Here is a 23,365-nt window from a genome sequence, read left to right as displayed (position 1 = left end):
GAAGCCCGGACCGCGCCCGGTCATATGCTTATCGCCCGCATGACCTTATTACCACAATGACTTAGACGCTCGTCGTGGCTGCCTGCTACGGTTATGAATCCTCCCGTGGACGCGCCGCGCCCGGCGCTCCGGCAGGATACCAAGAACCGAAAGACTTCAAGGGCAGTAGACATGTACGTGTATGACCCGGTCGACCAGCAGCTCGTCGAGCAGCGCGTGGCGCAGTTTTCGGACCAGACGCGCCGCTTCCTGGACGGCCAGCTCACCGAAGACGAATTCCGCGTGCTGCGCCTGCAGAACGGCCTGTACATCCAGCGCCACGCGCCGATGCTGCGCGTGGCCATTCCCTACGGCATCCTGGCGTCGCGCCAGCTGCGCACGCTGGCGCACATCGCCCGCAAGTGGGATCGCGGCTACGGCCATTTCAGCACCCGCCAGAACATCCAGTTCAACTGGCCCAAGCTTGAAGACGTGCCCGAGATCCTGGCCGAGCTGGCCACGGTGCAGATGCACGCCATCCAGACCAGCGGCAACTGCATCCGCAACACCACCACCGACCACTTCGCCGGCATCGCGCCCGACGAGCTGGTGAACCCGCTGGTGTGGTGCGAGATCATCCGCCAGTGGTCCACGCTGCATCCGGAATTCGCCTTCCTGCCGCGCAAGTTCAAGATCGCCGTGAGCGGCGCCGTGCAGGACCGCGCCGCCGTCGGCGTGCACGACATCGGCCTGCAGGCGGTCGAGCGCGACGGCAAGCTGGGTTTCCGCGTCTGGATCGGCGGCGGCATGGGCCGCACGCCCATCGTCGGCAAGCTGATCAACCCCTTCGTCGAATGGCAGGACCTGCTGACCTACCTGCAGGCCGCGCTGCGCGTCTACAACCTGCACGGCCGCCGCGACAACAAGTACAAGGCGCGCATCAAGATCCTGGTCAAGGACCTGACGCCCGAGGTGTACGCGCAGCAGGTCGATGAAGAGTGGCAGACCATCAAGGGCGGCCCGGACACCATCAGCCAGGCCTTCGTCGACCAGATCGCCGGCCGCTTCGTCTGGCCGCAATATGACCCGGCAGCCAGGGACGAGCCCGATCATTCGGCCGAACTGGCCGCCGCCGACAAGCGCTACGCGCGCTGGCTGCGCACCAACGTGCACGCGCACCAGGTGCCCGGCTACGCCGCCGTCACCGTCTCGCTCAAGGCCACCGGCGTGCCGCCCGGCGACATCACCGCCGACCAGATGGACGCGGTCGCCGCGCTGGCCGACGAGCACGGCTTCGGCGAGCTGCGCGTGTCGCACGAACAGAACCTGATCCTGGCCGACGTGCGCCGCTCGCGCCTGCATGAACTCTGGCAGCAGCTGGAAGCGCTGAACCTGGCCACGCCCAACGTGGGCCTGCTCACCAACATCATCGCCTGTCCGGGCGGGGACTTCTGCGCGCTGGCCAATGCCGTCTCCATCCCGGTGGCCGAAGCCATCCAGCGCCAGTTCGACGACCTGGACTACCTGTTCGAGATCGGCGAGCTGGACCTGAACATCTCGGGCTGCATCAACTCCTGCGGCCATCACCACGTCGGCCACATCGGCATCCTGGGCGTGGATAAGGCCGGCGAGGAGTGGTATCAGGTGACCATCGGCGGACGCCAGAACGGCGCGGCCCGGCCGCTGCCCGATATCGAATCCACGCGCGGCGGCGGCGCGGCGGTGGGCCGGATCATCGGCCCCTCGTTCGCGCGCGACCAGGTGCCGGGCGTGGTCGACCGCCTGATCCAGACCTATCTCGGCCTGCGCGACAGCGAGGCCGAACGCTTCATCGACGTGGTCGACCGCGTCGGCATCGATCCCTTCAAGCAGGACGTGTACGCCGACCCCGCTTTCGCCAAGCCCGCGCAGGAGCCCGCCCATGTCTGAGGTCTTTGCCCACGACGCCCCCGGCCCTCACCTGATCCGAGGCGGCCGGCTGGAAACCGACACGGCGCGCCTGTTCGCGCCCGATCCCGAAGTCGCCGCCGAAGGCCAGGTGCCGCGCGACGAACCCGGCTGGATCGTGCCGCTGTCCACCTGGAAGACTTCGCGCGCCACGCTGCGCCGTCACCATCATCCGGTGGCCGTGCTGCTGGAACCCGACGCCGACCTGCGCGAGCTGGCCGACGCCGACGGCGCGCTGGATCCGTCCGGCATCGCCTTCATCGCGGTGGACTTTCCCATCTATACCGACGGCCGCGGCTATTCGCTGGCGCAGCTGCTGCGCACGCGCTATCAATGGCAAGGCGAGTTGCGCGCGGTCGGCGACGTGATGATCGACACCATCCACTATCAGGCGCGGGTGGGTTTCGACAGCTTCCTGGTCAAGCCCGGCCACGATCCGCACAAGGCGCTGGCCGCGTTCAATACCTTCACGGTGCATTACCAGAAGACGTATCCGGCGCCGGCGGCTGCATAAGCCGCAACATCATCCGCCAGGCCAGGACAATGCCGGGCCTGGCGGATGCGCCGGTGTCAGGCCAGCGTCGGAAACCGCGTCGCGATCTCGTCGCCGGTGAACCGCGCCACCCAGCCTGCCGGATCGTTGAACAGGCGGATGCAGGTGAAGGCCGGGCTCGACCCCATGTCGAACCAATGGCGGATGCCGGCCGGCACCGAGATCAGATCATCCTTTTCGCATAGCGCCGCGTACACGCGGCCTTCGGCGTGCAGCACGAACAGGCCGCTGCCGGCGACGAAGAAACGCACCTCGTCGTCGGCATGGATGTGCTCGGCCAGGAACTTGGCGCGCAGCGCCGCGCGCTCGGGATGGGACGGGTCCAGGCTGACCACGTCCACGCTGCGGTAGCCGCGCTCGGCGACCAGCCGGTCGATCTGTTCCCGATAGGCCGCCAGCACGTCCTCTGGCGCCGCGCCGGGCGACAGCGGCGCCTGCGCGCGCCAGCGCTCGAAGCGCACGCCGATGGCGGCCAGCTCGCGGCCGATCTCGTCGGCGTCGCGCAATGTGCGCCCTTGCGCGGGCGCGTCCTCGGAATAGATGGTCAGCGAGGACATGGACGGCTTACCAGGAGGTGGCGTAGGCGCCGGGGAACTGCTTGGCGACGAAGGCCTTGACCTCGTCGGACTGGTAGGCCTTGATGAAACGGGCGATGCGCGGATCGCTCTTGTTGTCCTCGCGCGCGGCGATGACCACGGGTGCGAAGGGCGCGTCCTTGCTTTCCAGCGCCAGCGCATCCTTGGCGGGCGACAGGCCGGCCGGGATGGCGTAGGCCGAATTCACGGCGGCGGCGTCCACGTCCTTGAGCGAGTGCGGCAGCTGCGCGGCCTCGATCTCGATGAACTTCAGGTTCCTGGGATTCTCGGCGATATCGAACAGCGAGGCGGTCACGGTCACGCCCGGCTTGAGCGTGATCAGCCTGGCGGCCTGCAGCACCAGCAAGGCGCGCGCGCCATTGGTCGGGTCGTTGGGAATGGCGACCTTGGCGCCCGGCTGCAAGTCGTCCAGCCTGGACACGCGCTTGGAATAGATGCCCATCTGCTGCACCACGGCGGTGGCGACCGGCACCAGGTGATAGCCGCGCGCCTTGTTCTGCGCGTCCAGGAAGGGCTTGTGCTGATAGATGTTCAGGTCCAGCTCCTTGGCGTCCAGCGCCGCGTTGGGCTGGATGAAGTCGCTGAATTCCACCAGTTTGACCTTCAGGCCGTCCCTGGCCGCGACCTCGCGCACCACCTCGCCGATCTGCGCGTGCGGACCGACGGTGACGCCAACCTTGAGTTCGGCGTCCTGGGCCGAGGCCGGGGTTGCGGCCAAGCCGGCGACGAAGCCGAACAGGACGGAGAGTAGGGCCAGGGAACGGCGCAGGCGCATGGGAGTTCTCGCGAGACGGGAGTCGAAGGAAGCCTGGGATTCTAGAGAGCGCCCCTCAAAACCGGAAGCGATGAATTTTCATATTCATATGCCCACCCGAACATAAGGACGCGGCCATGACAAGCGCGCCGCGCCACGACACAATAGCGGCTGCCTTCATCGACCCGGCGCGCACGCTTCGCGCCCGTACGCTCATGTCCACCGCTACCGAACTCCATCCCCTGGCGCGCGCCCTGCTGGCCGACCACTACGCCGCCGTCGACGCCGACCTGCCCGCTTTGCTCGACCTGCTGTTCGCCCGCAGCGCCGGCGAAGACTGGCACAAGGCCGGCACCTTCAAGCATCACCTGCTGGGCGTCTACCGCACGCTGGCGCTATGGGACCAGCCGCGCGAAGTGCGGCTGCTGGGCCTGTTCCACAGCGTGTACGGCAATGAGTACGTGGACCTCACGCTGTTCGACCGCGAACGCGAGCGCAACACACTGCGCGCGGCGCTGGGCGAGGAAGCCGAGGAATGGGTCAGCCTGTTCTGCGCCATGCCGCGCACGAAGTTCGTGCAGGCCGTGCTGCAGGACCAGGGCGCCGGTCCCGAGGGAATGGCGCTGGAAGGCGCCGACGGCCAGGTGTTCACGCTGACGCCACGCCAGGTGGCCGCGTTCATCGTGGTCTCGGCCGCCGACATCGGCGAGCAATGGCACAGCTGGCAGGACGAGATCTTCGCCGGCTATCCGCAGCAGCAGCGCCGCGACCTGAAGACGCACTGGGCCGCCTCGCTCTGGCCCGGTCCGCTCAAGCCGCCGTCGAACATCCTGTCCATGCTGTCGCACCTGCTGGCGCCGCTGTCGCGGATGCCGACGAGCACCGGCATCCCGGTGCCGCCGGCCTTCAACCATTGCCGCGCCACGCTGACGCCGCGCGACGAGGCCGCGGCCAGCGCGCTGTACTGGCAGGTGGTGACCCGCATGCAGCCGCTGACCGAGATGGACAGCGCCCGCCACATGCTGGAAGCGGCCATGGAACACAATCCCTGGGTCGGCGAGCCGCGCCTGCTGCTGGCGCAGCTGGCGCTGACGGCGGGCGATTTCGAGGCCGCCGAGCGCCACGCCGCGGCCGGGCTGGCGGCGTTGCAGGCCTGGGGCACGGCCTGGGACAAGCGCATCGAATGGGCCGGCTGGATGGCCTGGGCCCGCATCGAGCTGCAGAACGCGCGCGCGCGCCGCTGGCCGGAGAACCTGGCCGCGCTCAACGGGCTGGGACTGGTGGAGTAAGCCTACATGCCTTCCCAATGCGGGCCGGGCACGTGGATGTCGAACATTTCCAGCACGCGGGCCACGGTGTGGTCCACCATTTCCTCGATGCTGGCCGGCCGGTGATAGAACGCCGGCAAGGGCGGGAACACGATGCCGCCCATCTCGGTGACGGCGGTCATGTTGCGCAAGTGCGCCAGGTTGAACGGCGTCTCGCGCACCATCATCACCAGGCGCCGGCGCTCCTTCAGCGTGACGTCGGCCGCGCGCGTGATGAGATTGTCGGACAGGCCATGGGCCACGGCCGCCAGCGTGCGCATCGAGCAGGGCACGATCACCATGCCGGCGGTCTGGAACGCGCCGCTGGCCAGCGTGGCGCCCACGTCGCGGATGCTGTGCACGTGGTCGGCCAGCGCGTAGACGTCGTGGCGGCCCACGTCCAGCTCATGCTTGATATTGAGCACGCCGGACGCCGAGATCACCAGGTGCGACTCGACGTCGTCCACGCCGCGCAGCGCCTGCAGCATGCGCACCGCGTACAGGGCGCCCGTGGCGCCCGTGATGCCGACGACGAGACGACGCACGGGATCAGGCCGTGGCGCCGGATTGCTCCAGCAGGGTCTTGAGCTCGCCGGACTCGTTCATCTCGGCCATGATGTCCGAGCCGCCGACGAATTCGCCGGACACATACAGCTGCGGGATGGTCGGCCAGTTCGAGTATTCCTTGATGGCCTGGCGGACTTCGTCGTCCTCCAGCACGTTGACCGTCACCAGCTTCTTGACGCCACAGCCCTTGAGGATCTGGATGGCCTTGCCGGAGAAGCCGCACTGGGGAAACTGGGCGGTGCCCTTCATGAACAGCACGACGGGATGCTGGGTAACGGTTTCGCGGATGAATTCTTGGACGTCGCTCATGGTGATCTCGCAGACAGGCGCCGTGCGGGCGCCGACAAGGGAATTACGCAATTATAGGTACTGCCGGGAAAACCGGCCGGAACCCCCTGCGCGCCGTCGGGGCATCGGCGGGCGCCTGCCCATCCCCGCGCCGCCGGTCGGGACGGCGCCCGGCCCCGGATCGGTCCGTTTCCTCGGGTTCGGCCCCTCAAGTCGCCTAAACTTGGCGCTCGATCAGGGGAGATCGAGTCCCGCCCCCTGATGCCGCGACGCAGGATGAGGCCGCCAGATGCGATACCAGACGACCCGGCCGGAACCCCGGCCCACCAAGTCCCCCCGAACCAAGCCGGCCGAAGTTCGCCTGGACGAACTGATGGCCGCCGCCGAAAAGCTGTTCCTGGCCAAGGGCGTGGAAGCCACGACAATCAGCGAGATCGTCGAGGAGGCGCAGGTTGCCAAGGGCACGTTCTACCACTACTTCGCGTCCAAGAACGACATGCTGAGCGCCCTCGCCCAACGCTACACCGCCCGTTTCCTGGAGCGCCTGCGGGGCGCCGTGGACGCCTGCCCCGCCGGCGACTGGCGCGCCCGTCTGCGGGCCTGGATCCACGCCAGCGTCGAGACCTATGTCGAGACCTACCGCACGCACGACATCGTCTACGCCAACCATCATCACCACGACCGCGCCAATGCGGACAGGAACGCGATCCTGGACCAGTTGCAGGGCATCATCGAGCACGGCATGGCGGCGGGCGCCTGGACCACGGACCAGCCCAGGGTCGTGTCCCTGCTGATCTATTCCGGCGTGCACGGCGCGACCGACGACATCATCGCGGCCCGGCCCGCTGACTGCGCCGCCTTCGCGCGGGCCGTCGCCGACAGCTGCATGCGCATGCTCGACGCCCCCAAGTCGGACGCGCCCAAGCCTCGCGGCCGGACCCGCTAGCGCCGACCCGACCAGCGGCCGCCGGAAATGCGCTCGATGCCGGCCAGGTCGCGGCGGCTTGCCACGTCCTCGTAGCCGGCCGCCTGGAGCAGGCCGCGCACCGCCTCGGCCTGATCCCAGCCGTGCTCCATCCACAGCGCGCCGCCCGGCTTGAGCCGCGCGCCGGCGCCCTGCACGATGCGGGCCAGGTCGCCCAGCCCATCGGCGCCGTCGGTCAGCGCGCCGCGCGGCTCGAAGCGCACGTCGCCCTGTTGCAGGTGCGGATCATCGCTGGCCACGTAGGGCGGGTTGGAGACGATCAGCTCGAAGCCCTCGCCGGCCGGCACGGCGTCGAACCAGCTACCTTCAACGAAGCGCACCGAGGCCGCCAGTTCCCAGGCGTTGCCGGCGGCCACGGCCAGCGCGGCCGGGCTCAGGTCGCTGGCCATCACGCGCGCGTCGCGCCGGGCCAGCGCGATCGAGATCGCGATCGCGCCGCTGCCGGTGCCCAGGTCCAGCACCGCCGGCGCGGACTGGCCTTCCAGGCATTGCAGCGCGGTTTCCACCAGCACCTCGGTGTCCGGACGCGGGATCAGCACGTCGGGCGTGACGCGGAACAGATGGCCCATGAATTCGCGGCGGCCGACCAGATAGGCCATCGGCTCGCCCGCCAGCCGGCGCCGGGCCAGGTCCTCGTAGGCCTGTTGCGCGGCGGCCGGCAGTGGATCGGTGTCATGCGCCAGCAGCCAGGCACGCGGCTTCTGCAATACGTGCTCCAGCAGCATGCGCACTTCCAGGCGCGGCAGCCGGGTATCGGCGAGCAGGGTCTTGACCTGGGTCATCGCGCGCCTCCGTGGCTCAGACGTCGTCGCCCAGCGCCGCCAGCTGCTCGGCCTGGTGTTCGGCGATCAGCGCGCCGGTCAGCTCTTCCAGGTCGCCTTCCATGATCTGCTGCAGCTTGTACAGCGTCAGGTTGATGCGGTGGTCGGTCACGCGGCCCTGCGGGAAGTTGTAGGTGCGGATGCGCTCGGAGCGGTCGCCCGAGCCGATCAGGCTCTTGCGCTCGGCCGCTTCCTTGCTCTGGCGCTCGCGGGTTTCCTTGTCCTTCAGGCGCGCGGCCAGCACCTGCATGGCCTTGTCCTTGTTGCGGTGCTGCGAGCGGTCGTCCTGGCATTCCACCACCAGGCCGGTCGGCAGGTGGGTGATGCGCACGGCCGAATCGGTCTTGTTGATGTGCTGGCCGCCGGCGCCGCTGGCGCGGAAGGTGTCGATGCGCAGGTCGCTGGGGTTGATGACGATCTCGGACACCTCGTCGGCCTCGGCCATGATGGCCACGGTGCAGGCCGAGGTGTGGATGCGGCCCTGCGCCTCGGTGGCGGGCACGCGCTGCACGCGGTGCGCGCCGGACTCGAACTTGAGCCGGCCGTAGGCGCCGTCGCCGTCGATGCGCGCGATCACTTCCTTGTAGCCGCCCAGTTCGGACGGACTTTCCGACATCAGCTCGACGCGCCAGCCGCGCTGCTCGGCGTAGCGCGTATACATGCGCAGCAGGTCGCCCGAGAACAGCGCGCTCTCGTCGCCGCCGGTGCCGGCGCGGATTTCCAGGAACAGGCTGCGGCCATCATTGGGGTCGCGCGGCAACAGCAGCAGTTGCAGCGCGCCTTCCAGTTCCTCGATCTTGCCGCGACTGGCCTTGATCTCTTCCTCGGCCATGGCCTTCATGTCGGGATCGGACAGCATCTCCTGCGCGGTGGCGAGATCTTCCTCGCTGCGCACGAAGGCAGTGAAGGCCTCGACCACGGGCTCCAGTTCGGCGCGCTCGCGCGAGAGCTTGCGGAAGCGGTCCATGTCGGACGCGGTGTCCGGTTCGGCGAGCATGGCATCGACCTCGATGAGGCGATGGCACAGATGCTCCAGCCGGCTGCGCATGGATGATTTCATGATGGGCGGTACTCGAATGGAGGAAAGCGGATGGCGGGCGCGCGGCAACGCGGACGCCCGCCGGAAGGCGGGACGCGGGCCAGCGCCGCTAACGGCGGGAGTCGCGGCCGGGGAACAGGCGCGGCATCCAGGCAAGCAGCTGCTTGCGGTCCTCGCCTTCGCTGCGGTTCAGCGCCGCCAGCGGGCCATGCAGGTACTTCTGGGTTAGGCCGTGGGCCAGCTGCTCCAGCACGGCCTCGGGCGATTCGCCGCGCGCCAGCATGCGGCGCGCGCGCTCCAGCTCGGCGGCGCGCACATCCTCGGCGGCCTGGTGCAGGTCGCGGATGACGGGCACCACTTCGCGGGATTGCATCCAGTGCATGAAGCCCTGGACGCGGGTTTCGATGATGGCCTCGGCCTGCACCACGGCGGCGCGGCGCGCGTCGGTGCCGGTCTGCACCAGGCGGCCCAGGTCGTCCACCGAATACAGGTAGACGTCGTCCAGGCGGCCGACTTCGGGTTCGATATCGCGCGGCACGGCCAGATCGATCATGACCATCGGGCGGTGGCGGCGCAGCCGCGTGGCCCGCTCCACCATCCCCAGCCCGAGGATGGGCAGGGAGCTGGCCGTACAGGACACGATCACGTCGAATTCGGAGAGGCGGTCGGTCAGGTCCGACAGCTTCATGGTGCTGGCCGAGAAACGATTGGCCAGCAGCTCGGCGCGCTCGGCCGTGCGATTGGCCACGACCATGCTGCGCGGGCGCTGCGCGGCGAAGTGCGTGGCGCAGAGTTCGATCATCTCGCCGGCGCCGATGAACAGCGTGCGGGCCTGGCCCAGGTCGCCGAACACGCGCTCGGCCAGGCGCACGGCGGCCGCGGCCATGGACACCGACTGCGCGCCGATGGCGGTCTGCGACCGCACTTCCTTGGCCACCGAGAAGGTGCGCTGGAACATCTGGTGCAGCAGCGTGCCGAGCGAACCGGCCTCGCCGGCAGCGCGCACGGCGTCCTTCATCTGGCCCACGATCTGGGTCTCGCCCAGCACCATGGAATCCAGGCCGCTGGCCACGCGGAAGGCGTGGCGCACGGCGTCGTCCTGGTGATGGCGATAGAGGTGCGGGCGCAGGGTGCCGGCGTCGAGCCGGTTGTAGTCGGCCAGCCAGGCCGGCAGCTGCTCGGCCACATGGCCGTCGGCAGCGCAATAGATCTCGGTGCGGTTACAGGTCGAGAGGATGGCGGCTTCGCGGACCGAGCCGCCGAAGGCCGAGCGCAATCCGTCCAGCGCGGGCCTGACCAGATCGACGGGCATGGACACGCGTTCGCGGACCGAGACCGGCGCGGACGTGTGATTCAGACCGAAGGCAAGGACAGCTACCGACATGTGGGAAAGATGGGCGGGCCGCCCTGTACTTGTGGATATGTAACAGCAGACCGTTGAAGATTATACCTCCGCGGCTTATCCACGGACCACGGCGACGGCCAGGCGCGACGCTGGGTCGCACCTGGGTCGCACACGGGCATGCCCTGCGTCCAACAAGCGCGACGTCGGCCGAAGAGATATCGGCGTCGACACGGCATCGGCATGCAGGTCACCACGCGATTGGCCGGGTCCGCCAACTTTGATCGGCCAGGCCCGCCAACTTTTTTAAACTTTTTTCGCGTTGACTGGCACAAGTCCAAAAAATTGTGTATAGTTGCGGACTTCGTTGGCCTGGTAGCTCAGTTGGTAGAGCAGCGGATTGAAAATCCGCGTGTCGGTGGTTCGATTCCGCCCCAGGCCACCAAAAGATTCAAGAAGAAGGCCAGCTCCGATGAGCTGGCCTTCTTGCATTGCGGCGCTGATACGCACTCTATACGAGCGCTGCGGCCCGAGCCATGACCCAACCCGCGCCCCGACAGGCGACCCGATCTCGATCCCATGGTCTCTGGCCCAGGGCGGGATCGGAGCCGGATCGAACTCAGATCAAAACCGGATGCCAAGACTGGCCTTGACGCCATGATCTTGCGTCGATGATCCGATCATCCCCGAATACGCCAGGCCCAGCGCGGTCCCTCGGCCCAGCGTCACATCCATGCCGGCCTCGATCAACGCGGCATTCCTCGCGATCGGCACGCCGGCCGCCGTGAACGCGTCTCCCCCGGCAAACCGCTGCGCCGATGCCGGCGTCGTATCCCCCAGCGCATGGCGCCAGCCCACCGACGCGCGCGCCGTCGCGGCCGCGCGGCCCAGCGTGAACGCGCTCGATGCGCGCAGGCCCAGGGTCGTGTAGCCCACGCCGGTATCCTGTCCTCGCGCGCGCAGCGCCGCCGCGCCGCCCCGCTCGTCGATCCTTCCGGTTCGCAGATTCACATATGCCGCGCTGACGAAAGGCTCGACGGCCGCCACCGGCGTGTCGATGCGATAGCCCAGGTCGCCGAAGACCTGGGTCGTGCCCGCGCGATAGTCCGCCTTCAGCGCGTCCGCGTACCCCGCGAACGCCACCGGACGCGAGACCCGCAGCGCATGCCAGGTGTGAGCCGCGCCCAGGCGCAGGCCCAGCCTGCCCCATTGCGCGCCGCCATACAGTCCCAGATGGAAATTGTCGCTGGATCCCGAGGCATTGCCGACATCGAAGCGGGTTCGGCTGTAGCCGGCCAGCGCGCCGGCGCGCCAGTGCTGCGACAGGCGCGCATCGGTCCCGAGCAGGAAGCCGCCGGTCGAATGATTGAGCCTGGCGGCGTTGCCGTCGCTGCCTGTCCTGCCCCAGGCACCGAAGCCGCGGCTCCATACCGCCTTGCCGTCCGGCCCGTCTCCCGCCGCCTCTGCCTGCCGCCCGTACAGGGTCATCGAGGCGGTCGACGCCCCCGCGCCGCCCCAGGCGGTGCGCAACCGGTCCGTGGCGGCCTCGCGGACATGGCGGCTGTCCTCGATCAGCGCGGTCCTGGCGCTGGCCAGGATCTCGCCGGACAGCTGGTCGAAGGCGCCGCGCGCGGCGGCGGCGGTCGGCAGCTGGACCACCGCGTCATAGACGGGATTGGCCGCATTGACCCCGATACGCTCGATGGCACGCGCCACGGCGGCCTGGTTGTGCGTGCGAGCCGCGTCGACGAAGGACACGTCGTTGCGCGCCAGGTTCAGATAGGCGTTGTTCGCGTCATAGCTCAGCGTCGGATCCAGGAAGGCGTAGCGCGACGCGACGCCCTCGAACGCGCCCGACAGGCCCTGGTCCGCCGTCAGGATCGTGTAGGTCGAACGCAGCGCGTAACTGCCGGCGTTGCCGACCAGCGCCACCGAGCCGCCGTTGAGCGTGGCCTTGCCGGTGACGCGCGTGAGATCCGATGCCTTGCCCGCCGGATCGACCTCGACCTCATAGCGGGCCCCACGGGCGACGACAAGATCGCCATTGACCGTGAGCGTGCCGATCGAATTGCCGGGCGCAAGCATGCCGCCCGGCTCGACCGTCACGACCGAACCGGCGCCAGAACCGACCGTGCCATGTCCGCCCAGCCGCGCCCCGTCCTGTACCGACACCGAACCGCCCAGCACGGCGGCGGCGCGCGCCGCGTCCGCGCCCACGATCAACGATCCGGCCGATACCACGGTGCTGCCCGTGAAGGCCGCGCTGTTGCCCGCCTGGACCAGCGCGCCCGCGCCGCGCTTGATCAGGCGGCCCGCGCCCGACAGCGCGCCGCCATAGGTGGCATCCACGGCCTGGTCCAGGATCAGCGTCGCGCCCGGGCTGATGGCGGCGTTGCCGCTGAACCGCTCGGCCGCGCTGGACAGCGCGCCGGCCTGCACCGACCAGTCGAGCGCGGACGCGCCGCTCAGCGTCAGCGTGCCCCCGCCCTGCTTGACCATCCGTCCATGGACGCCGCCCTGGCCGCCAATCGCGCCGGCATGGACGCCATCGACCGCCTGGTTGAACACCACCATGGCGGCATTGCCGATATCGCCCGAGAGCGAAGCCGTGTTGCCGATCAGCGTGCCGGCCAGGACCCGCGTATTGCCATAAGCGTTGCCGGCGTGATCGAGCCGCAATGCGCCGGCGCCGGACTTGATCAGGTCGCCCGTCCCGGCCACCGCGCCGGTCAGGCCCAGCTCGGTGTTGGCCGCCACGTCGAACTGCCCCGCGCCCGCCAGCGTCACGGTCCGGCCCGAATCGAAACTGGCCGTCGTCGCCAGCGTGCCGCCGTTCAAGGCCAGACCGCCGCTGGCCGCGCCAAGATTGGCATCGCGCGAAACCTGCAGGATCCCGCCCGTGACCGTGGTTCCGCCGCGATAGGTGTTCACGCCGCTCAGCCGCAAGGTGCCCGCGCCCGTCTTGACCAGACCCAGCGCGCCCGCGCCGCCGTCCTGGATGCGTCCGGAGAAGGAGGAATTCGCCAGCCGCGAGGAATCGACCGTCAGCACGCTGTCGGTCGCGCCGTCATTGGTGATGATTCCGGCCCCGGCCGCCTCGCTGTTGATCCGGCCGACCACCGTGCTATGGCCGTTCAGCCGGAGGATGCCGCCGGGCGCGGGTCCGCCGAACAGGTCGAAGCGCACATCCACCCGATTCGTCAGCGCGTTGTCGGCCTGCACATCCAGCACGCTGCTGTTGGAGAAGTACTTCACGCCCGCGCCGACGGAGCCGGCGACCGAGGCATTGAGACGGCTGCTGTCGAAGAAGTCCTGGGTGCCGCCGCTGATGGCATCGGCAACCAGGGCATTGAGCTGGGTCGTGCCGTAAAAGGTCTGGAAGCCGCCGCTGACGGCCCCGGCCACGGAGGCATTGAGTACGCTGCTGGCGTAGAAGAACTGTTCGCCGCCGTTCAGGGCCCTGCCCGCCGAGGCATTCAGCATGCTGGCGTCGTTGAACGTCTGCATGCCGCCGCTGATCGCGTTGGCCGCCGTCGTATTCAGCCTGCCGCTGTCATAGAAGTCCTGCTCCCCTCCGCTGATGGCGCTGGCCGCCGAGGCATTCAGCGCGCTGCCATCTTCGAACGTCTGCCTGCCTCCGCTGACTGCGTTGGCGCTCGCCGCGTTCAGCGCGCTGTTGTCGCGAAAGGACTGATCGCCACTGGAAAATGGCCCACCCGTCGTGTCGTTTCCCGCATAGCTCTGCGCGCGCGCCAGAGGCTCGAGGAACGGGCTTGCCAGCATCGTGATCAGCGCCGCGACGCCGCCGATTGAAATGTGGCCGCGACGGCGCGAACGCGCGGCCGTGTCCGCGAAGGCAGGGAGGCGGCTGTTCATGATGCGATTCCTTGACGCAATTCCTTCATACCGGCCAACTGGCATGGCCAAGGGCCATGTCCCCCCAATGCGGCGGCCAGGAAAAGGCGCCCGATCCGGCATGGCTTCCATGCTTGCAAGGGCGGAACCCACGCGTCAATACCGCCCCGACCCAGTGAACATCCTGGACGGACGAACGAACAAGGATTTTTAAATTACACAGGAATGCGCCGACGCCGGCTGGGTATGCTGTGGCCGTGGCGGGTCGATCCGCTCCTGGAACGGAAATCGAGAGCGGGGATCATGCACGCTGGAAAAGGCTACCGAAGCTGGCTTCCCGGCGAGGCCGCGCATGCACGGGCCGGGGAATGCCTGAGCCACGCGGGCATGCTGTTGCCGAGCCTGTCCGCCGAGACCGCCATGACGGAACTGATCGCCCATCTGGGCCGGACGCTGCGAGTCGACCGCTGCCGGCTGTTCGAATACGACCGTGATCTGCTTCGCTTCCGCAACAGCCATGAATGGTGCGCGCCAGGCGTCAGCTCGCATCTCGCGGATCTGCAGGACGCGCCCGTCGCGATCATCGCCTGGCTGCACCGCGGCCTGCTCGCCGGCAGGGCGGTGATGATCGACGATGTGGTGGCGCTGCCCGCCTCGGCTCGCGCGCTCAAGCGCGAGCTGCTGCGCCAGCATGTCCGGAGCGTGCTCAGCGTGCCCATCTTCCAGGCCGGACGGCTGCGTGCCTGCCTGGGGCTGGACGCCGTGCGGGCGCGGCGCGCGTGGCAGGACGAAGAGGCGGCCCTGCTGGACCTGTGCGCGCGCCTGATCGGCGCCGCGCGCTACGACAGCCGGGCGCGCGCCCGCGAGGTCGCCGACGGCGGCGCGAAGGCGCCATTGCTGTACCTGGACGCCGGGGCGGGCAGGATCAGGGGCGTGCCGCTGCGGGCCATCGTCGCGGTCCGGTCGATGCGCAACGCGACGCGCCTGTGGATCGACGACGGCAGCGTCGAGCTCGACCGGCGTCCGCTGCATGTCTGGCGCGCGCTGTTGCCGCAGGCATCATTTCCCAGCATCCATCGCACGGCCATCGTCAATCTGTCTCATGTCGCCGCGCTGGACAAGCACGCCGGCGCGGGTTTTCACTGGCAGTTGCGCCTGCGCGGCGTCGCCGAACCCTGGCCCGTGTCCCGGCCGCATCACAGGACCCTGGCCGACCGGCTGGGCTGGTAAGAAGCCTGGCGTGTGTCCGGCGCCGACAGGGCCTCCCGGACATGCTCGACGAACAAGGACACCACGCGCGGCACATGCGGCGTATAGGGCCTGACCGCATACAGCCGGTCGGCGAAGTCGCCTTCCACCCGCCAATCGCCCAGCACCTCGACCAATGTCCCGTCGCACAGCGCCGGACCCGCGCTGAAATCGGGCAACAGCGCGATGCCGACGGAACCCAACGCGGCCTCTCGCAATACCTCGCTGTTGTTGGCCGCGAAGCTGCCCCGGACCGGCACCTGCACGCGCTCGTCCGCCCCCGGACGCCGGAACGCCCAGGCCGCCGCGCCCGAGCGCCGCAGGTAGTGGATGCAGTCGTGCCGCTCCAGGTCCGCCGGCGCGGCGGGCGTGCCGTGCTCGGCCAGGTACATGGGCGTGGCGACCAGCACCGAACGTATCTCGCCGATCAGCGAAGCCACATGCGTGTCGGGCACCTCGGCCACGTGCCGGATCGCCAGGTCGAAGCCCTCGGTGGCCAGCGCGGCCAGCCGGTCGCTCAAGTCCAGCTGGATCTGCACGTCCGGGTAGCGCTTGAGGAACGCCGGAATCAGCGGCGCGATGATCTGCCGCCCCAGCGCCACCGGCGCGGTCATCGCCAGCACGCCCCGGGGCCCGGCCGACAGGTCCTTCACCGCCGAGTAGCCCGCCTCGATGCGCTGGAAGGCGGCGGCGGTCTGCTCGACCAGGTGCGCGCCCGCCTCCGTCAGGCTGACGCCACGCGTCGTGCGCCGCACCAGCGGCAGTCCGACGGCCTTTTCCAGCTCGGCGATGCGCTGGCTGACCGAGGCCTTGCTGAGCTGCAGGCGCTGCGCGGCTGCCGTGAAGCTGCCGGTCTCGGCCAGGATGCCCAGGCAGTGGATGTGCGACCACAGGTCTTCCAATCGTCTTGCTCGTTCCATGCGCATTCCGTTGTTCAGAATTCCAAACACTGATTCCAGCGTATCGGTCTCGACGACCGCCGCGCGTTCAGCGACATTGCGGGCTGGTCCAGCCATTCCCCAAGATCCAGGAGCACAGCATGAACGCAAGCATCGTCGGCCACTACATCGGCGGCCAGACCGTGCCCGGGCAAGGCGCCCGCCAGCCGGTCTACAACCCCGCCACCGGCGCCGTCGCCCGCCACGTCGCCCTGGCCACGCCGGACGAGGTCGCCCGCGCCGTCGCCAGCGCCCAGGCCGCCTTCCCCGCCTGGGCGGACACGCCGCCGATCCGCCGCGCCCGCGTCATGTTCAAGTTCCTGGAGCTGCTGAACCGTCACCGCGACGAACTGGCCCACCTGATCACCGCCGAACACGGCAAGGTCTTTACCGACGCGCAGGGCGAAGTGTCGCGCGGCATCGACATCGTCGAGTTCGCCTGCGGCATTCCCCAGCTGCTCAAGGGAGACTACACCGAACAGGTCTCCACCGGCATCGACAATTGGACGATGCGCCAGCCGCTGGGCGTGGTGGCCGGCATCACGCCCTTCAACTTCCCGGTGATGGTGCCGATGTGGATGATCCCCGTCGCCATCGCCGCCGGCAACACCTTCGTGCTCAAGCCCAGCCCCATCGACCCCAGCCCGTCGCTGCGCATCGCCAAGCTGCTGAAGGAAGCCGGCCTGCCGGACGGCGTCTTCAACGTAGTGCAGGGCGACAAGACGGCCGTCGACGCGCTGCTGGAGCATCCCGACGTGAAGGCCCTGAGCTTCGTCGGCTCCACCCCGATCGCCAATTACATCTACGAAACCGGCGCCCGCCTCGGCAAGCGCGTGCAGGCCCTGGGCGGCGCCAAGAACCACATGGTGGTGATGCCCGACGCCGACATCGACCAGGCCGTGGACGCGCTGATCGGCGCCGGCTACGGCTCGGCCGGCGAGCGCTGCATGGCCATCAGCGTGGCCGTGCTGGTGGGCGACGCGGCCGAGCGCTGCCTGCCCAAGCTGATCGAGCGCACCAAGGCGCTGAAGGTGTTGGACGGCGAGAACCTGGACGCCGAGATGGGCCCCATCGTCACCCGCGCCGCCCATGAGCGCATCAGCGGCTACATCGCGCTGGGCGAGCAGGAAGGCGCCAGGCTGCTGGTGGACGGCCGCGGCTTTCGCGGCGCGCAGGCCGGCGCGGGCTGCGACGACGGCTTCTGGCTGGGCGGCACGCTGTTCGACCATGTCACGCCCGACATGCGCATCTACAAGGAAGAGATCTTCGGCCCGGTGCTGGGCTGCGTGCGGGTGCCGGACCTGAAGGCCGCCGTCGATCTCATCAACGCGCACGAATTCGGCAACGGCGTGGCCTGTTTCACGCGCGACGGCAACGTGGCGCGCGAATTCGGCCGCCGCATCCAGGTCGGCATGGTGGGCATCAACGTGCCGATCCCGGTGCCCATGGCCTGGCACGGCTTCGGCGGCTGGAAGCGTTCGCTGTTCGGCGACATGCACGCCTATGGCGAGGAAGGCGTGCGCTTCTACACCAAGCAGAAGTCCATCATGCAGCGCTGGCCCGAGAGCATCGCCAAGGGCGCGGAATTCGCCATGCCGACGGCGAAGTAGGCCGCGCGCGCGGGCGGCGCGATGGCGCGATGGCGCCGCCCGCGCCCCAACCTGAGGACATGACGGCATGCCGGACGCGGCGACCACGCCATGCCGCGCCATCACGCCGGCGACATCCACCCGCGATAGATCGCTCCCGCGCCAGCCACCGCCAGCAGCAGGAAGATGAGCCGCTGCAGGCGGGCCGGCGCCACCCGCGTCCTGAGGCGCGATCCGGCGTACAGCCCGGCCAGCGCCACGGGCAGCAACAAGGCAGCGCTCTTCAGCATGGCCGGCTGCGCATACAGCCCGGCGGCGGCGAAGGCCCCGGCGCGGACGACTCCGCTGGCCAGGATGACGATCGAAATCGTGGCGCGGAACGCGTCCAGCGCGGCAATGCGGCGCGACAGGTAGATGGTGTAGATCGGTCCGCCCGTGCCGAACAGCGCGCTGAACACGCCGCCGAACACGCCGAACGGCAGCGCCCAGGGCGTGGGCAGCGGTTCCTGGCTGGCGCCCCGGCCCCCCCTCAAGCCGCGCGCGCAGACCGTCAGCACGAAGCAGCCCAGCACGATCAGCGGCCAGCGCGCGCCTGCATTGCGCAGCAGCGTCACGCCCAGGCAGATGCCCAGCAGCATCCACGGAAACAGCCGCGCCAGTTCCACGCGCGACACCTGCCGCCAGTTCCGGCCGCCGACCAGCGCCGTGCAGGCCAGATCGAACAGCACGACCAGCGGCACGGCGAAGGACAAGGGCAGGAACTGCGCCAGGATGGGCACGGCGACCATGGCGGCGCCGAATCCCGTCATGCCGAACACCACATACGCGGTGAAGACGACGGGCGCGGCCAGGGCAATGAGGTCGGCGGACATGTCGCGATCTGCCTGCATGAAAGTGAAAGGGAATGGCGCGCGCCAGCCATCGGGACGGCGCGCGGCGGTTCAGTTGGCCGTGATCTGCTTTTTCTGGACCAGGGCCTGCCAGCGGGCCGACTCCTGCACGATCTCCTCCTTGAGCGGGCCGGGCGGCCTCACGGCGGCGGACATGCCCTGCTCCTCGAAGTAACGCTTCATGCCGGGCTGCTCCACGGCCGTTTTGAGGTCAGCCAGCAGCCGGTCCACGATGGGCTGCGGCGTTCCCGCCGGCGCCATCAGCGCGAACCAGCCGGTGTATTCGAAGCCGGGCACGCCCGCCTCGGCCACGGTGGGCACGTCCGGCAGCAGCGGCGAGCGCTCCTTGCCCGTGACGGCCAGCGCGCGCAGGCGGTCGCCCTTGAGCAGGGGAGTGATGGCATTGATGTTGGCGACGGCCACTTCCACCACGCCCGCCATCAGGTCCGAATAGGCCGGTCCTTCGCCCTTGTAAGGCACGTGCACCAGCTTGACGCCCGCCGCGTCGCTGAAGGCCTCGCCCGCCATGTGCGTCTGGCTGCCCACGCCGGCGGACGAGAAGTTGAGCTTGCCCGGCCGCGCCTGGGCATAGGCGATCAGCTCCCGGATGTTCTTCACGGGCAGGCCGGCGTTCACCGTCACGACCATGGGCCCGCTGGCCACCTTGCCGACCAGGCTGAAGTTGTCCAGCGAATACGGCAGCTTGCCGTAGATGTACTGGTTGACGGTGAACATGCTGCCCGATGCCAGCAGCAAGGTATAGCCGTCGGCGGGCGACAGGGCCACCGCCTGCGCGCCCACGCTGCCGCCGGCGCCGGCGCGGTTCTCGACGATCACGTTCTGCTTCAGGCGCTTGCCCAGCTCGGACGCCAGCGCCCGCCCCAGGAAGTCCGTCGCGCCGCCGGCCGCGAAGGGCACGACGATGCGGACGACCCGGTCTTCGGGCCATTGCGCGCGCGCCGGCGCCGCGAGCAGCGGCGTCAGCATCAATGCACAGGCGAGCGCCTTGGCGTAGCGCCTGCGGTTTTTGGGTTGAACCATGTGCTGCATGTCAGTCTCCTTGGATTCCCGGACCCGGGAGCCCTCCGGTGCGTGCCGGCGGGCGTTTTTTCAGGCAACAGCGTTTCTTGAGGCAACAACTCTCCCTCGGGCCGATCGGCCCGACGTCTACCGGAGGAAGCTACGTGGAAAGCGACGGTTGCCTAGCGCGAGCCGGCCCGTTCTTTTTCTTGGCTGTCGGCGCAAACCGACTTCAGCGCCTCGAGCAGCAGGCTCGAAAGATGAGACCTCGGGTTCTCCTTGGGAACCAGGATGCCCAGCCGTCGGGTCACCGTCGGCGAGCCAAAGGGAATCACGCGGATGGTGGAGGGGAACTCGTTCTTCACGCCCCGGGCCGGAACCACCGAGGCGCCCAGGCCATTGGCGACCATGGCCACCACGCCTTCCAGGTTGTCGATCTCCATGGTCGAGCGCACCACGATCTGGCGCCGCAGGATCTCCTCCTGCACCAGGTTGCCGACGCGCGCCAGGCGGTTGAAGCGCACGTAGGGCGTCTGCTCCAGCACTTCCTGGTCGTTCGCGCCCTTGACCGAGCGGTGGGCGATGACGACCAGCTGCTCATCGACGAAGGGCAGGAAATCCAGGTCCGAACGCGGCACCTCGGGCTCGGTCACGATGGCCACGTCCAGCTGCCGGTGATGCACGGCGCGTTCCAGGTCGTGCGTGAGACCCGTGGTGACGTGGACCTCCAGGCCATGGCCCTGCTTCTGCAGATGGCGCAGCGCCAGCGGCAGCACGCCGGAGGCGCAGGTGTGCACGCTGCCCAGCTTGAGCAGGCCGGCGCCCGTGCCCTTCTTCAGCGCGGCGCTCATGCTTTCCCAGTGCGCGATCAGGTCGCGCGCGCGGTGCACCAGCGCCAGCCCGGCGTCGGTCAGGACCGGCGGGCGGCGGCTGCGGTCGAAGATCGCGATCTCCAGTTCCTCTTCCAGCGCCCGCACCTGCATGCTGACAGCCGACAGCGACAGGCCGATGCGATTGCCGGCCTCGGCGAAGCTGCCGCAGTCGGCGATCGCGATCAGGGTGTAGAGCGTCCGGATATCCATCATGCGGGCCTTCGTTCAGGGCGGGGTGGGCGACACGGGGTGGGCAACAGTCTATGGGTTCCGCGCCGGGATGCCCAGCAGCCTGCACGCGTTGCCGCCCATTATCTTCCTCAGGTTCTCTTGCTTGATCGGCAGGCTTTCGAACCACGACTTGTATTCCCGCACCGGACAGAACGGGAAGGAACTGGCGTAGAGCATCCGGTCCGACAGGAAGCCGTCAGCCGCCTTCACGTATTCCTCCCAGCCCGGCATGCGCGAGAAGTACATATCGGGCGACAGCCACAGGTTCTGGCGCCGGAAGCCCAGGTGCAGGATTTCGTTGACCCAGGGCCAGCCACCGTGTGCGACCACCACGTTCAGGTTCGGGAAATCGGCCAGCACCCGATCGGTGCGGATCGGGTCCGAATAGCTCAGGTCGGGCCCGGCCGTGCCGCCCACCATCATGATGACGGGCACGCCCACGTCCTCGCAGTGGCCATAGATCGGATACAGCCGCCGGTCGTCGGCATGCATCGGCACGGGGTAGGAACCCGGCTCGATATTGATCAGCTTGAAACCGTCCGCCAGCGCCTGGTCGATGGTCCGGCAGGCCTGCCGGCGGTCGGTCGGGTCGATCGAGGCCGCGCCGATGAAGCGGCCCGGATGCGCGGCCACGATCTGGCGCACGTCTTCGTTCGGCACGCTGCCCAGCACGCCGGCCAATCGGCCCACGACCACGCCCGCGTCGACGCCGGCGGCCTCCATTTCCCCCAGCAGCAGGTCCATGGACTGCTGCTGCGCGGCCGGCGAGGGCGTGAAGCCCACGGTGCGCGTGAAGCCGTCGCGCCGCGCGCCGGCCGAGTACATCAGCGTATTCAGGAAGCCGCCTACGGGCGGCCTCAAGCGGAAATCGATGATCATTGCCGTGTCTTCCCTATCCATGTGTTGACGGCCTGGCGCTAGCGGGCAGCCGCTACATCACTTCGTCCTTGCGGTCGTCGGTTTCGCCGTAGCGATGCAGCGCGGGCGGCTTCAGCCCGGCGTAGAGCCGTTCGATGCCCGCGTTGATCGTCTCGGCGTGCTGCGCGAACAGGGAGTTCCCTTCCAGATCGCTTTCCACGATGAAGGGGCCGAAGTTCTCGACATCGAACAGCCACATCGCCTGTGCGATGCCCAGCTCGTCCAGCCAGTGCACCTCGCGCACGCGCTTGATGCCGCGCCCCAGCAAGGCGCCCGTGCCATAGCCCACCGTGGTCAGGTAGATCGCGCCGCCAGGCGCCAGCACCCGCTTGTAGTCGTCCGCCGGCATGCCGCCCTTGCCGATCAGGATGCGGCAGCCGGTTTCCTCCAGCCAGCGCGGAATCCACTTGGAAAAGCGGAACGAGGCCGTGGCCGTGACGGCGCCGACCCGGTAGCCGCCCTGCCCGTCCGGCGCGGCGGCCGGCGAGCAGTGGAAGTTCACATTACTGAGCGCGCGCAGGTCCACCGGCGGCGCCAGCCCTTCGTCCAGCACCTTCTTGTAGACGCCCTCGCGCGCCGTGTAGACCAGGCCGTTCAGGTACACGGCCGAGCCCAGCTCCAGCCGGGCGATGTCCTCGATCCGGGCCGGCAGGTCCAGGTGGAAGACCTTGATGTCATCGTCCTTGCTTACCATTCGACCGTCTCCCGGCGCAGATAGGGGGTGAACCATTGCGGATCGGTTCGATATTCGATGCGGCCGTCGGCGTGGATGCGCGCGGTGGCGCGGCGCGACGACAGGCAGAACGTGTGCAGGCTGATCGGCATGCCGCCGGTATGCGTGTAGCCGCATTCGATATGGCAATCGACCACCATGCCCGAGCCGACGAAACCCATCGCGCCCATGCCGATGGCGTTGCCCAGCTTCATCAGTTCCAGTTCCAGCTCGGCGACCCTGGGATCCGGATTGCGATCGCCCACGGTGCGCAGGCAGGCGGCCTGCTTGCCCAGCTGCATGCAGGTGTCCTTGGAGCCGCCCAGGCCGATGCCGACGATGGCCGGCTGACAGGCCAGGCCGCGCTTGCCGAAAGCGATCAGCGTGTCCAGCACGAAGCGCTTGATGCCGTCGATGCCGTCGCCCGGAAACAGCATGCGGTAGTCGGTGCCGAACAGTCCGCCCTTGTGCACGGTGGTGATGTCGATCCAGTCGGCGTCGGGCTCGAAGGACCACTCCACCTCGGGCGCGTTCAGGCCCACGTTGTTGTTGTGATCGGTGCGCCAGAGCGGATGGACGCGGTTGGGCCGCAGCGGGATCGACACCGTGCCTTCGGCGGTGGCGTGGCGCAGCGCGCGCTCGACGGCAACGAAGCCCGACTCGACCGAGGCATTGTTGCCGACCTTCACGTAGTAGCGCGGCAGGCCCGTGTCCGCGCACATGGGACGGCGGTCCTGGTCCGCCGCCTCCCAATTCTCGACCATGGCATGGATAACGAAACGCGGCAGCTTGCCCGTCTCGGTCTTGCGCAGTTCCAGGATGCCCTGTTTGTAGTCGTCCGGGATCTCGATCGCCGCGCGGCGCATGATCTCCAGCGCGGCCTCCTCGATCTTGTGTATCGGTATCTGCATGGT

General features: G+C 68.7%; 21 protein-coding genes and 1 tRNA gene. 7 read left to right on the top strand and 15 right to left on the bottom strand.

Annotated elements, in window-relative coordinates:
- Positions 1-171: 171 nt before the first annotated feature.
- Both AC6LJ9_RS14405 and AC6LJ9_RS14400 read left to right on the top strand, forming a co-directional pair.
- Positions 172-1,908 carry a nitrite/sulfite reductase gene (locus AC6LJ9_RS14405; RefSeq protein WP_498148087.1) on the top strand — a complete coding sequence of 579 codons (1,737 nt, stop codon included), beginning with the start codon at positions 172-174 and terminating at the stop codon, positions 1,906-1,908.
- Positions 1,901-2,440 carry a DUF934 domain-containing protein gene (locus tag AC6LJ9_RS14400; RefSeq protein ID WP_498148086.1) on the top strand — a complete coding sequence of 180 codons (540 nt, stop codon included), beginning with the start codon at positions 1,901-1,903 and terminating at the stop codon, positions 2,438-2,440. The genes AC6LJ9_RS14405 and AC6LJ9_RS14400 overlap by 8 nt, the downstream gene beginning before the upstream one ends.
- Before the next feature lie 56 nt (positions 2,441-2,496).
- Here the strand turns inward: AC6LJ9_RS14400 and AC6LJ9_RS14395 are convergent, their stop codons facing one another.
- Together AC6LJ9_RS14395 and AC6LJ9_RS14390 are read right to left on the bottom strand one after the other, a co-directional pair.
- Positions 2,497-3,036, bottom strand: coding sequence for a 1,2-dihydroxy-3-keto-5-methylthiopentene dioxygenase (locus tag AC6LJ9_RS14395; RefSeq protein WP_498148085.1), 540 nt, complete (start codon positions 3,034-3,036; stop codon positions 2,497-2,499).
- Positions 3,037-3,043: 7 nt separating this feature from the next.
- Positions 3,044-3,850, bottom strand: a complete 807-nt coding sequence (locus tag AC6LJ9_RS14390; RefSeq protein WP_498148084.1) for a MetQ/NlpA family ABC transporter substrate-binding protein — start codon at positions 3,848-3,850, stop codon at positions 3,044-3,046.
- Between the two features lie 194 nt (positions 3,851-4,044).
- Between AC6LJ9_RS14390 and AC6LJ9_RS14385 the strand changes: the two genes are divergently transcribed.
- Positions 4,045-5,118, top strand: a complete 1,074-nt coding sequence (locus tag AC6LJ9_RS14385) for a DUF6817 domain-containing protein (RefSeq protein WP_498148083.1) — start codon at positions 4,045-4,047, stop codon at positions 5,116-5,118.
- A gap of 2 nt (positions 5,119-5,120) precedes the next feature.
- On the opposite strand, the gene AC6LJ9_RS14380 is transcribed toward AC6LJ9_RS14385, so the two are convergent.
- On the bottom strand, positions 5,121-5,681 hold the full coding sequence (locus AC6LJ9_RS14380) for a UbiX family flavin prenyltransferase (RefSeq protein ID WP_498148082.1): 561 nt from the start codon (positions 5,679-5,681) through the stop codon (positions 5,121-5,123).
- A gap of 4 nt (positions 5,682-5,685) precedes the next feature.
- Positions 5,686-6,012, bottom strand: coding sequence for a Grx4 family monothiol glutaredoxin (gene grxD / locus AC6LJ9_RS14375; protein ID WP_212320759.1), 327 nt, complete (start codon positions 6,010-6,012; stop codon positions 5,686-5,688).
- A 268-nt stretch (positions 6,013-6,280) separates the two neighbouring features.
- Here grxD and AC6LJ9_RS14370 point away from each other — a divergent pair, with 268 nt between their 5' ends.
- The gene (locus tag AC6LJ9_RS14370) at positions 6,281-6,937 is read left to right on the top strand and encodes a TetR/AcrR family transcriptional regulator (RefSeq protein ID WP_498148081.1); all 657 of its coding nucleotides are present in this window, start codon (positions 6,281-6,283) and stop codon (positions 6,935-6,937) included.
- On the opposite strand, the gene prmC is transcribed toward AC6LJ9_RS14370, so the two are convergent.
- From prmC to hemA, 3 genes are all read right to left on the bottom strand, one after another.
- Positions 6,934-7,758 carry a peptide chain release factor N(5)-glutamine methyltransferase gene (gene prmC, locus AC6LJ9_RS14365; protein ID WP_498148080.1) on the bottom strand — a complete coding sequence of 275 codons (825 nt, stop codon included), beginning with the start codon at positions 7,756-7,758 and terminating at the stop codon, positions 6,934-6,936. The genes AC6LJ9_RS14370 and prmC overlap by 4 nt on opposite strands.
- Before the next feature lie 16 nt (positions 7,759-7,774).
- A complete protein-coding gene (gene prfA / locus AC6LJ9_RS14360; protein ID WP_212320761.1) occupies positions 7,775-8,857 on the bottom strand; it encodes a peptide chain release factor 1 in 1,083 nt (360 codons plus the stop codon).
- Between the two features lie 88 nt (positions 8,858-8,945).
- On the bottom strand, positions 8,946-10,220 hold the full coding sequence (gene hemA, locus AC6LJ9_RS14355) for a glutamyl-tRNA reductase (protein WP_103271368.1): 1,275 nt from the start codon (positions 10,218-10,220) through the stop codon (positions 8,946-8,948).
- 327 nt (positions 10,221-10,547) lie between these two features.
- Here hemA and AC6LJ9_RS14350 point away from each other — a divergent pair.
- A tRNA-Phe gene (locus AC6LJ9_RS14350) sits at positions 10,548-10,623 on the top strand.
- A 179-nt stretch (positions 10,624-10,802) separates the two neighbouring features.
- On the opposite strand, the gene AC6LJ9_RS14345 is transcribed toward AC6LJ9_RS14350, so the two are convergent.
- Entirely contained in the window at positions 10,803-14,054 is a 3,252-nt protein-coding gene (locus AC6LJ9_RS14345) for an autotransporter outer membrane beta-barrel domain-containing protein (RefSeq protein WP_498148079.1), read from the bottom strand.
- Between the two features lie 282 nt (positions 14,055-14,336).
- On the opposite strand from AC6LJ9_RS14345, the gene AC6LJ9_RS14340 reads away from it, so the two are divergent.
- Positions 14,337-15,263 carry a GAF domain-containing protein gene (locus tag AC6LJ9_RS14340; RefSeq protein WP_498148078.1) on the top strand — a complete coding sequence of 309 codons (927 nt, stop codon included), beginning with the start codon at positions 14,337-14,339 and terminating at the stop codon, positions 15,261-15,263.
- Here AC6LJ9_RS14340 and AC6LJ9_RS14335 read toward each other — a convergent pair.
- On the bottom strand, positions 15,230-16,201 hold the full coding sequence (locus AC6LJ9_RS14335) for a LysR family transcriptional regulator (RefSeq protein ID WP_498148077.1): 972 nt from the start codon (positions 16,199-16,201) through the stop codon (positions 15,230-15,232). The genes AC6LJ9_RS14340 and AC6LJ9_RS14335 overlap by 34 nt on opposite strands.
- A gap of 119 nt (positions 16,202-16,320) precedes the next feature.
- Here AC6LJ9_RS14335 and AC6LJ9_RS14330 point away from each other — a divergent pair, with 119 nt between their 5' ends.
- Positions 16,321-17,829: a CoA-acylating methylmalonate-semialdehyde dehydrogenase gene (locus AC6LJ9_RS14330; protein ID WP_498148076.1), complete on the top strand. Its 1,509-nt coding sequence runs from the start codon at positions 16,321-16,323 to the stop codon at positions 17,827-17,829.
- Positions 17,830-17,930: 101 nt separating this feature from the next.
- Here AC6LJ9_RS14330 and AC6LJ9_RS14325 read toward each other — a convergent pair whose 3' ends face one another.
- The 6 genes from AC6LJ9_RS14325 to AC6LJ9_RS14300 form a co-directional block, all read right to left on the bottom strand.
- Complete coding sequence (locus tag AC6LJ9_RS14325) at positions 17,931-18,680, bottom strand: sulfite exporter TauE/SafE family protein (RefSeq protein ID WP_498148075.1); 750 nt, start codon at positions 18,678-18,680, stop codon at positions 17,931-17,933.
- 69 nt (positions 18,681-18,749) lie between these two features.
- Positions 18,750-19,748 (bottom strand): Bug family tripartite tricarboxylate transporter substrate binding protein, encoded by a 999-nt coding sequence (locus AC6LJ9_RS14320; RefSeq protein ID WP_498148074.1) that lies wholly within the window; start codon positions 19,746-19,748, stop codon positions 18,750-18,752.
- Between the two features lie 152 nt (positions 19,749-19,900).
- The gene (locus tag AC6LJ9_RS14315; RefSeq protein WP_498148073.1) at positions 19,901-20,803 is read right to left on the bottom strand and encodes a LysR family transcriptional regulator; all 903 of its coding nucleotides are present in this window, start codon (positions 20,801-20,803) and stop codon (positions 19,901-19,903) included.
- 48 nt (positions 20,804-20,851) lie between these two features.
- Positions 20,852-21,700, bottom strand: a complete 849-nt coding sequence (locus AC6LJ9_RS14310; RefSeq protein ID WP_498148072.1) for an amidohydrolase family protein — start codon at positions 21,698-21,700, stop codon at positions 20,852-20,854.
- 52 nt (positions 21,701-21,752) lie between these two features.
- The gene (locus tag AC6LJ9_RS14305; protein ID WP_498148071.1) at positions 21,753-22,433 is read right to left on the bottom strand and encodes a fumarate hydratase C-terminal domain-containing protein; all 681 of its coding nucleotides are present in this window, start codon (positions 22,431-22,433) and stop codon (positions 21,753-21,755) included.
- Positions 22,427-23,362 (bottom strand): fumarate hydratase, encoded by a 936-nt coding sequence (locus AC6LJ9_RS14300; protein WP_498148070.1) that lies wholly within the window; start codon positions 23,360-23,362, stop codon positions 22,427-22,429. The genes AC6LJ9_RS14305 and AC6LJ9_RS14300 overlap by 7 nt, the downstream gene beginning before the upstream one ends.
- Positions 23,363-23,365 lie beyond the last annotated feature (3 nt).

This window comes from Achromobacter sp. 1011811831, assembly GCF_059760905.1.
Note: the sequence above shows the minus strand (reverse complement) of the source record. Positions and strands in the feature narration are given on the sequence as shown.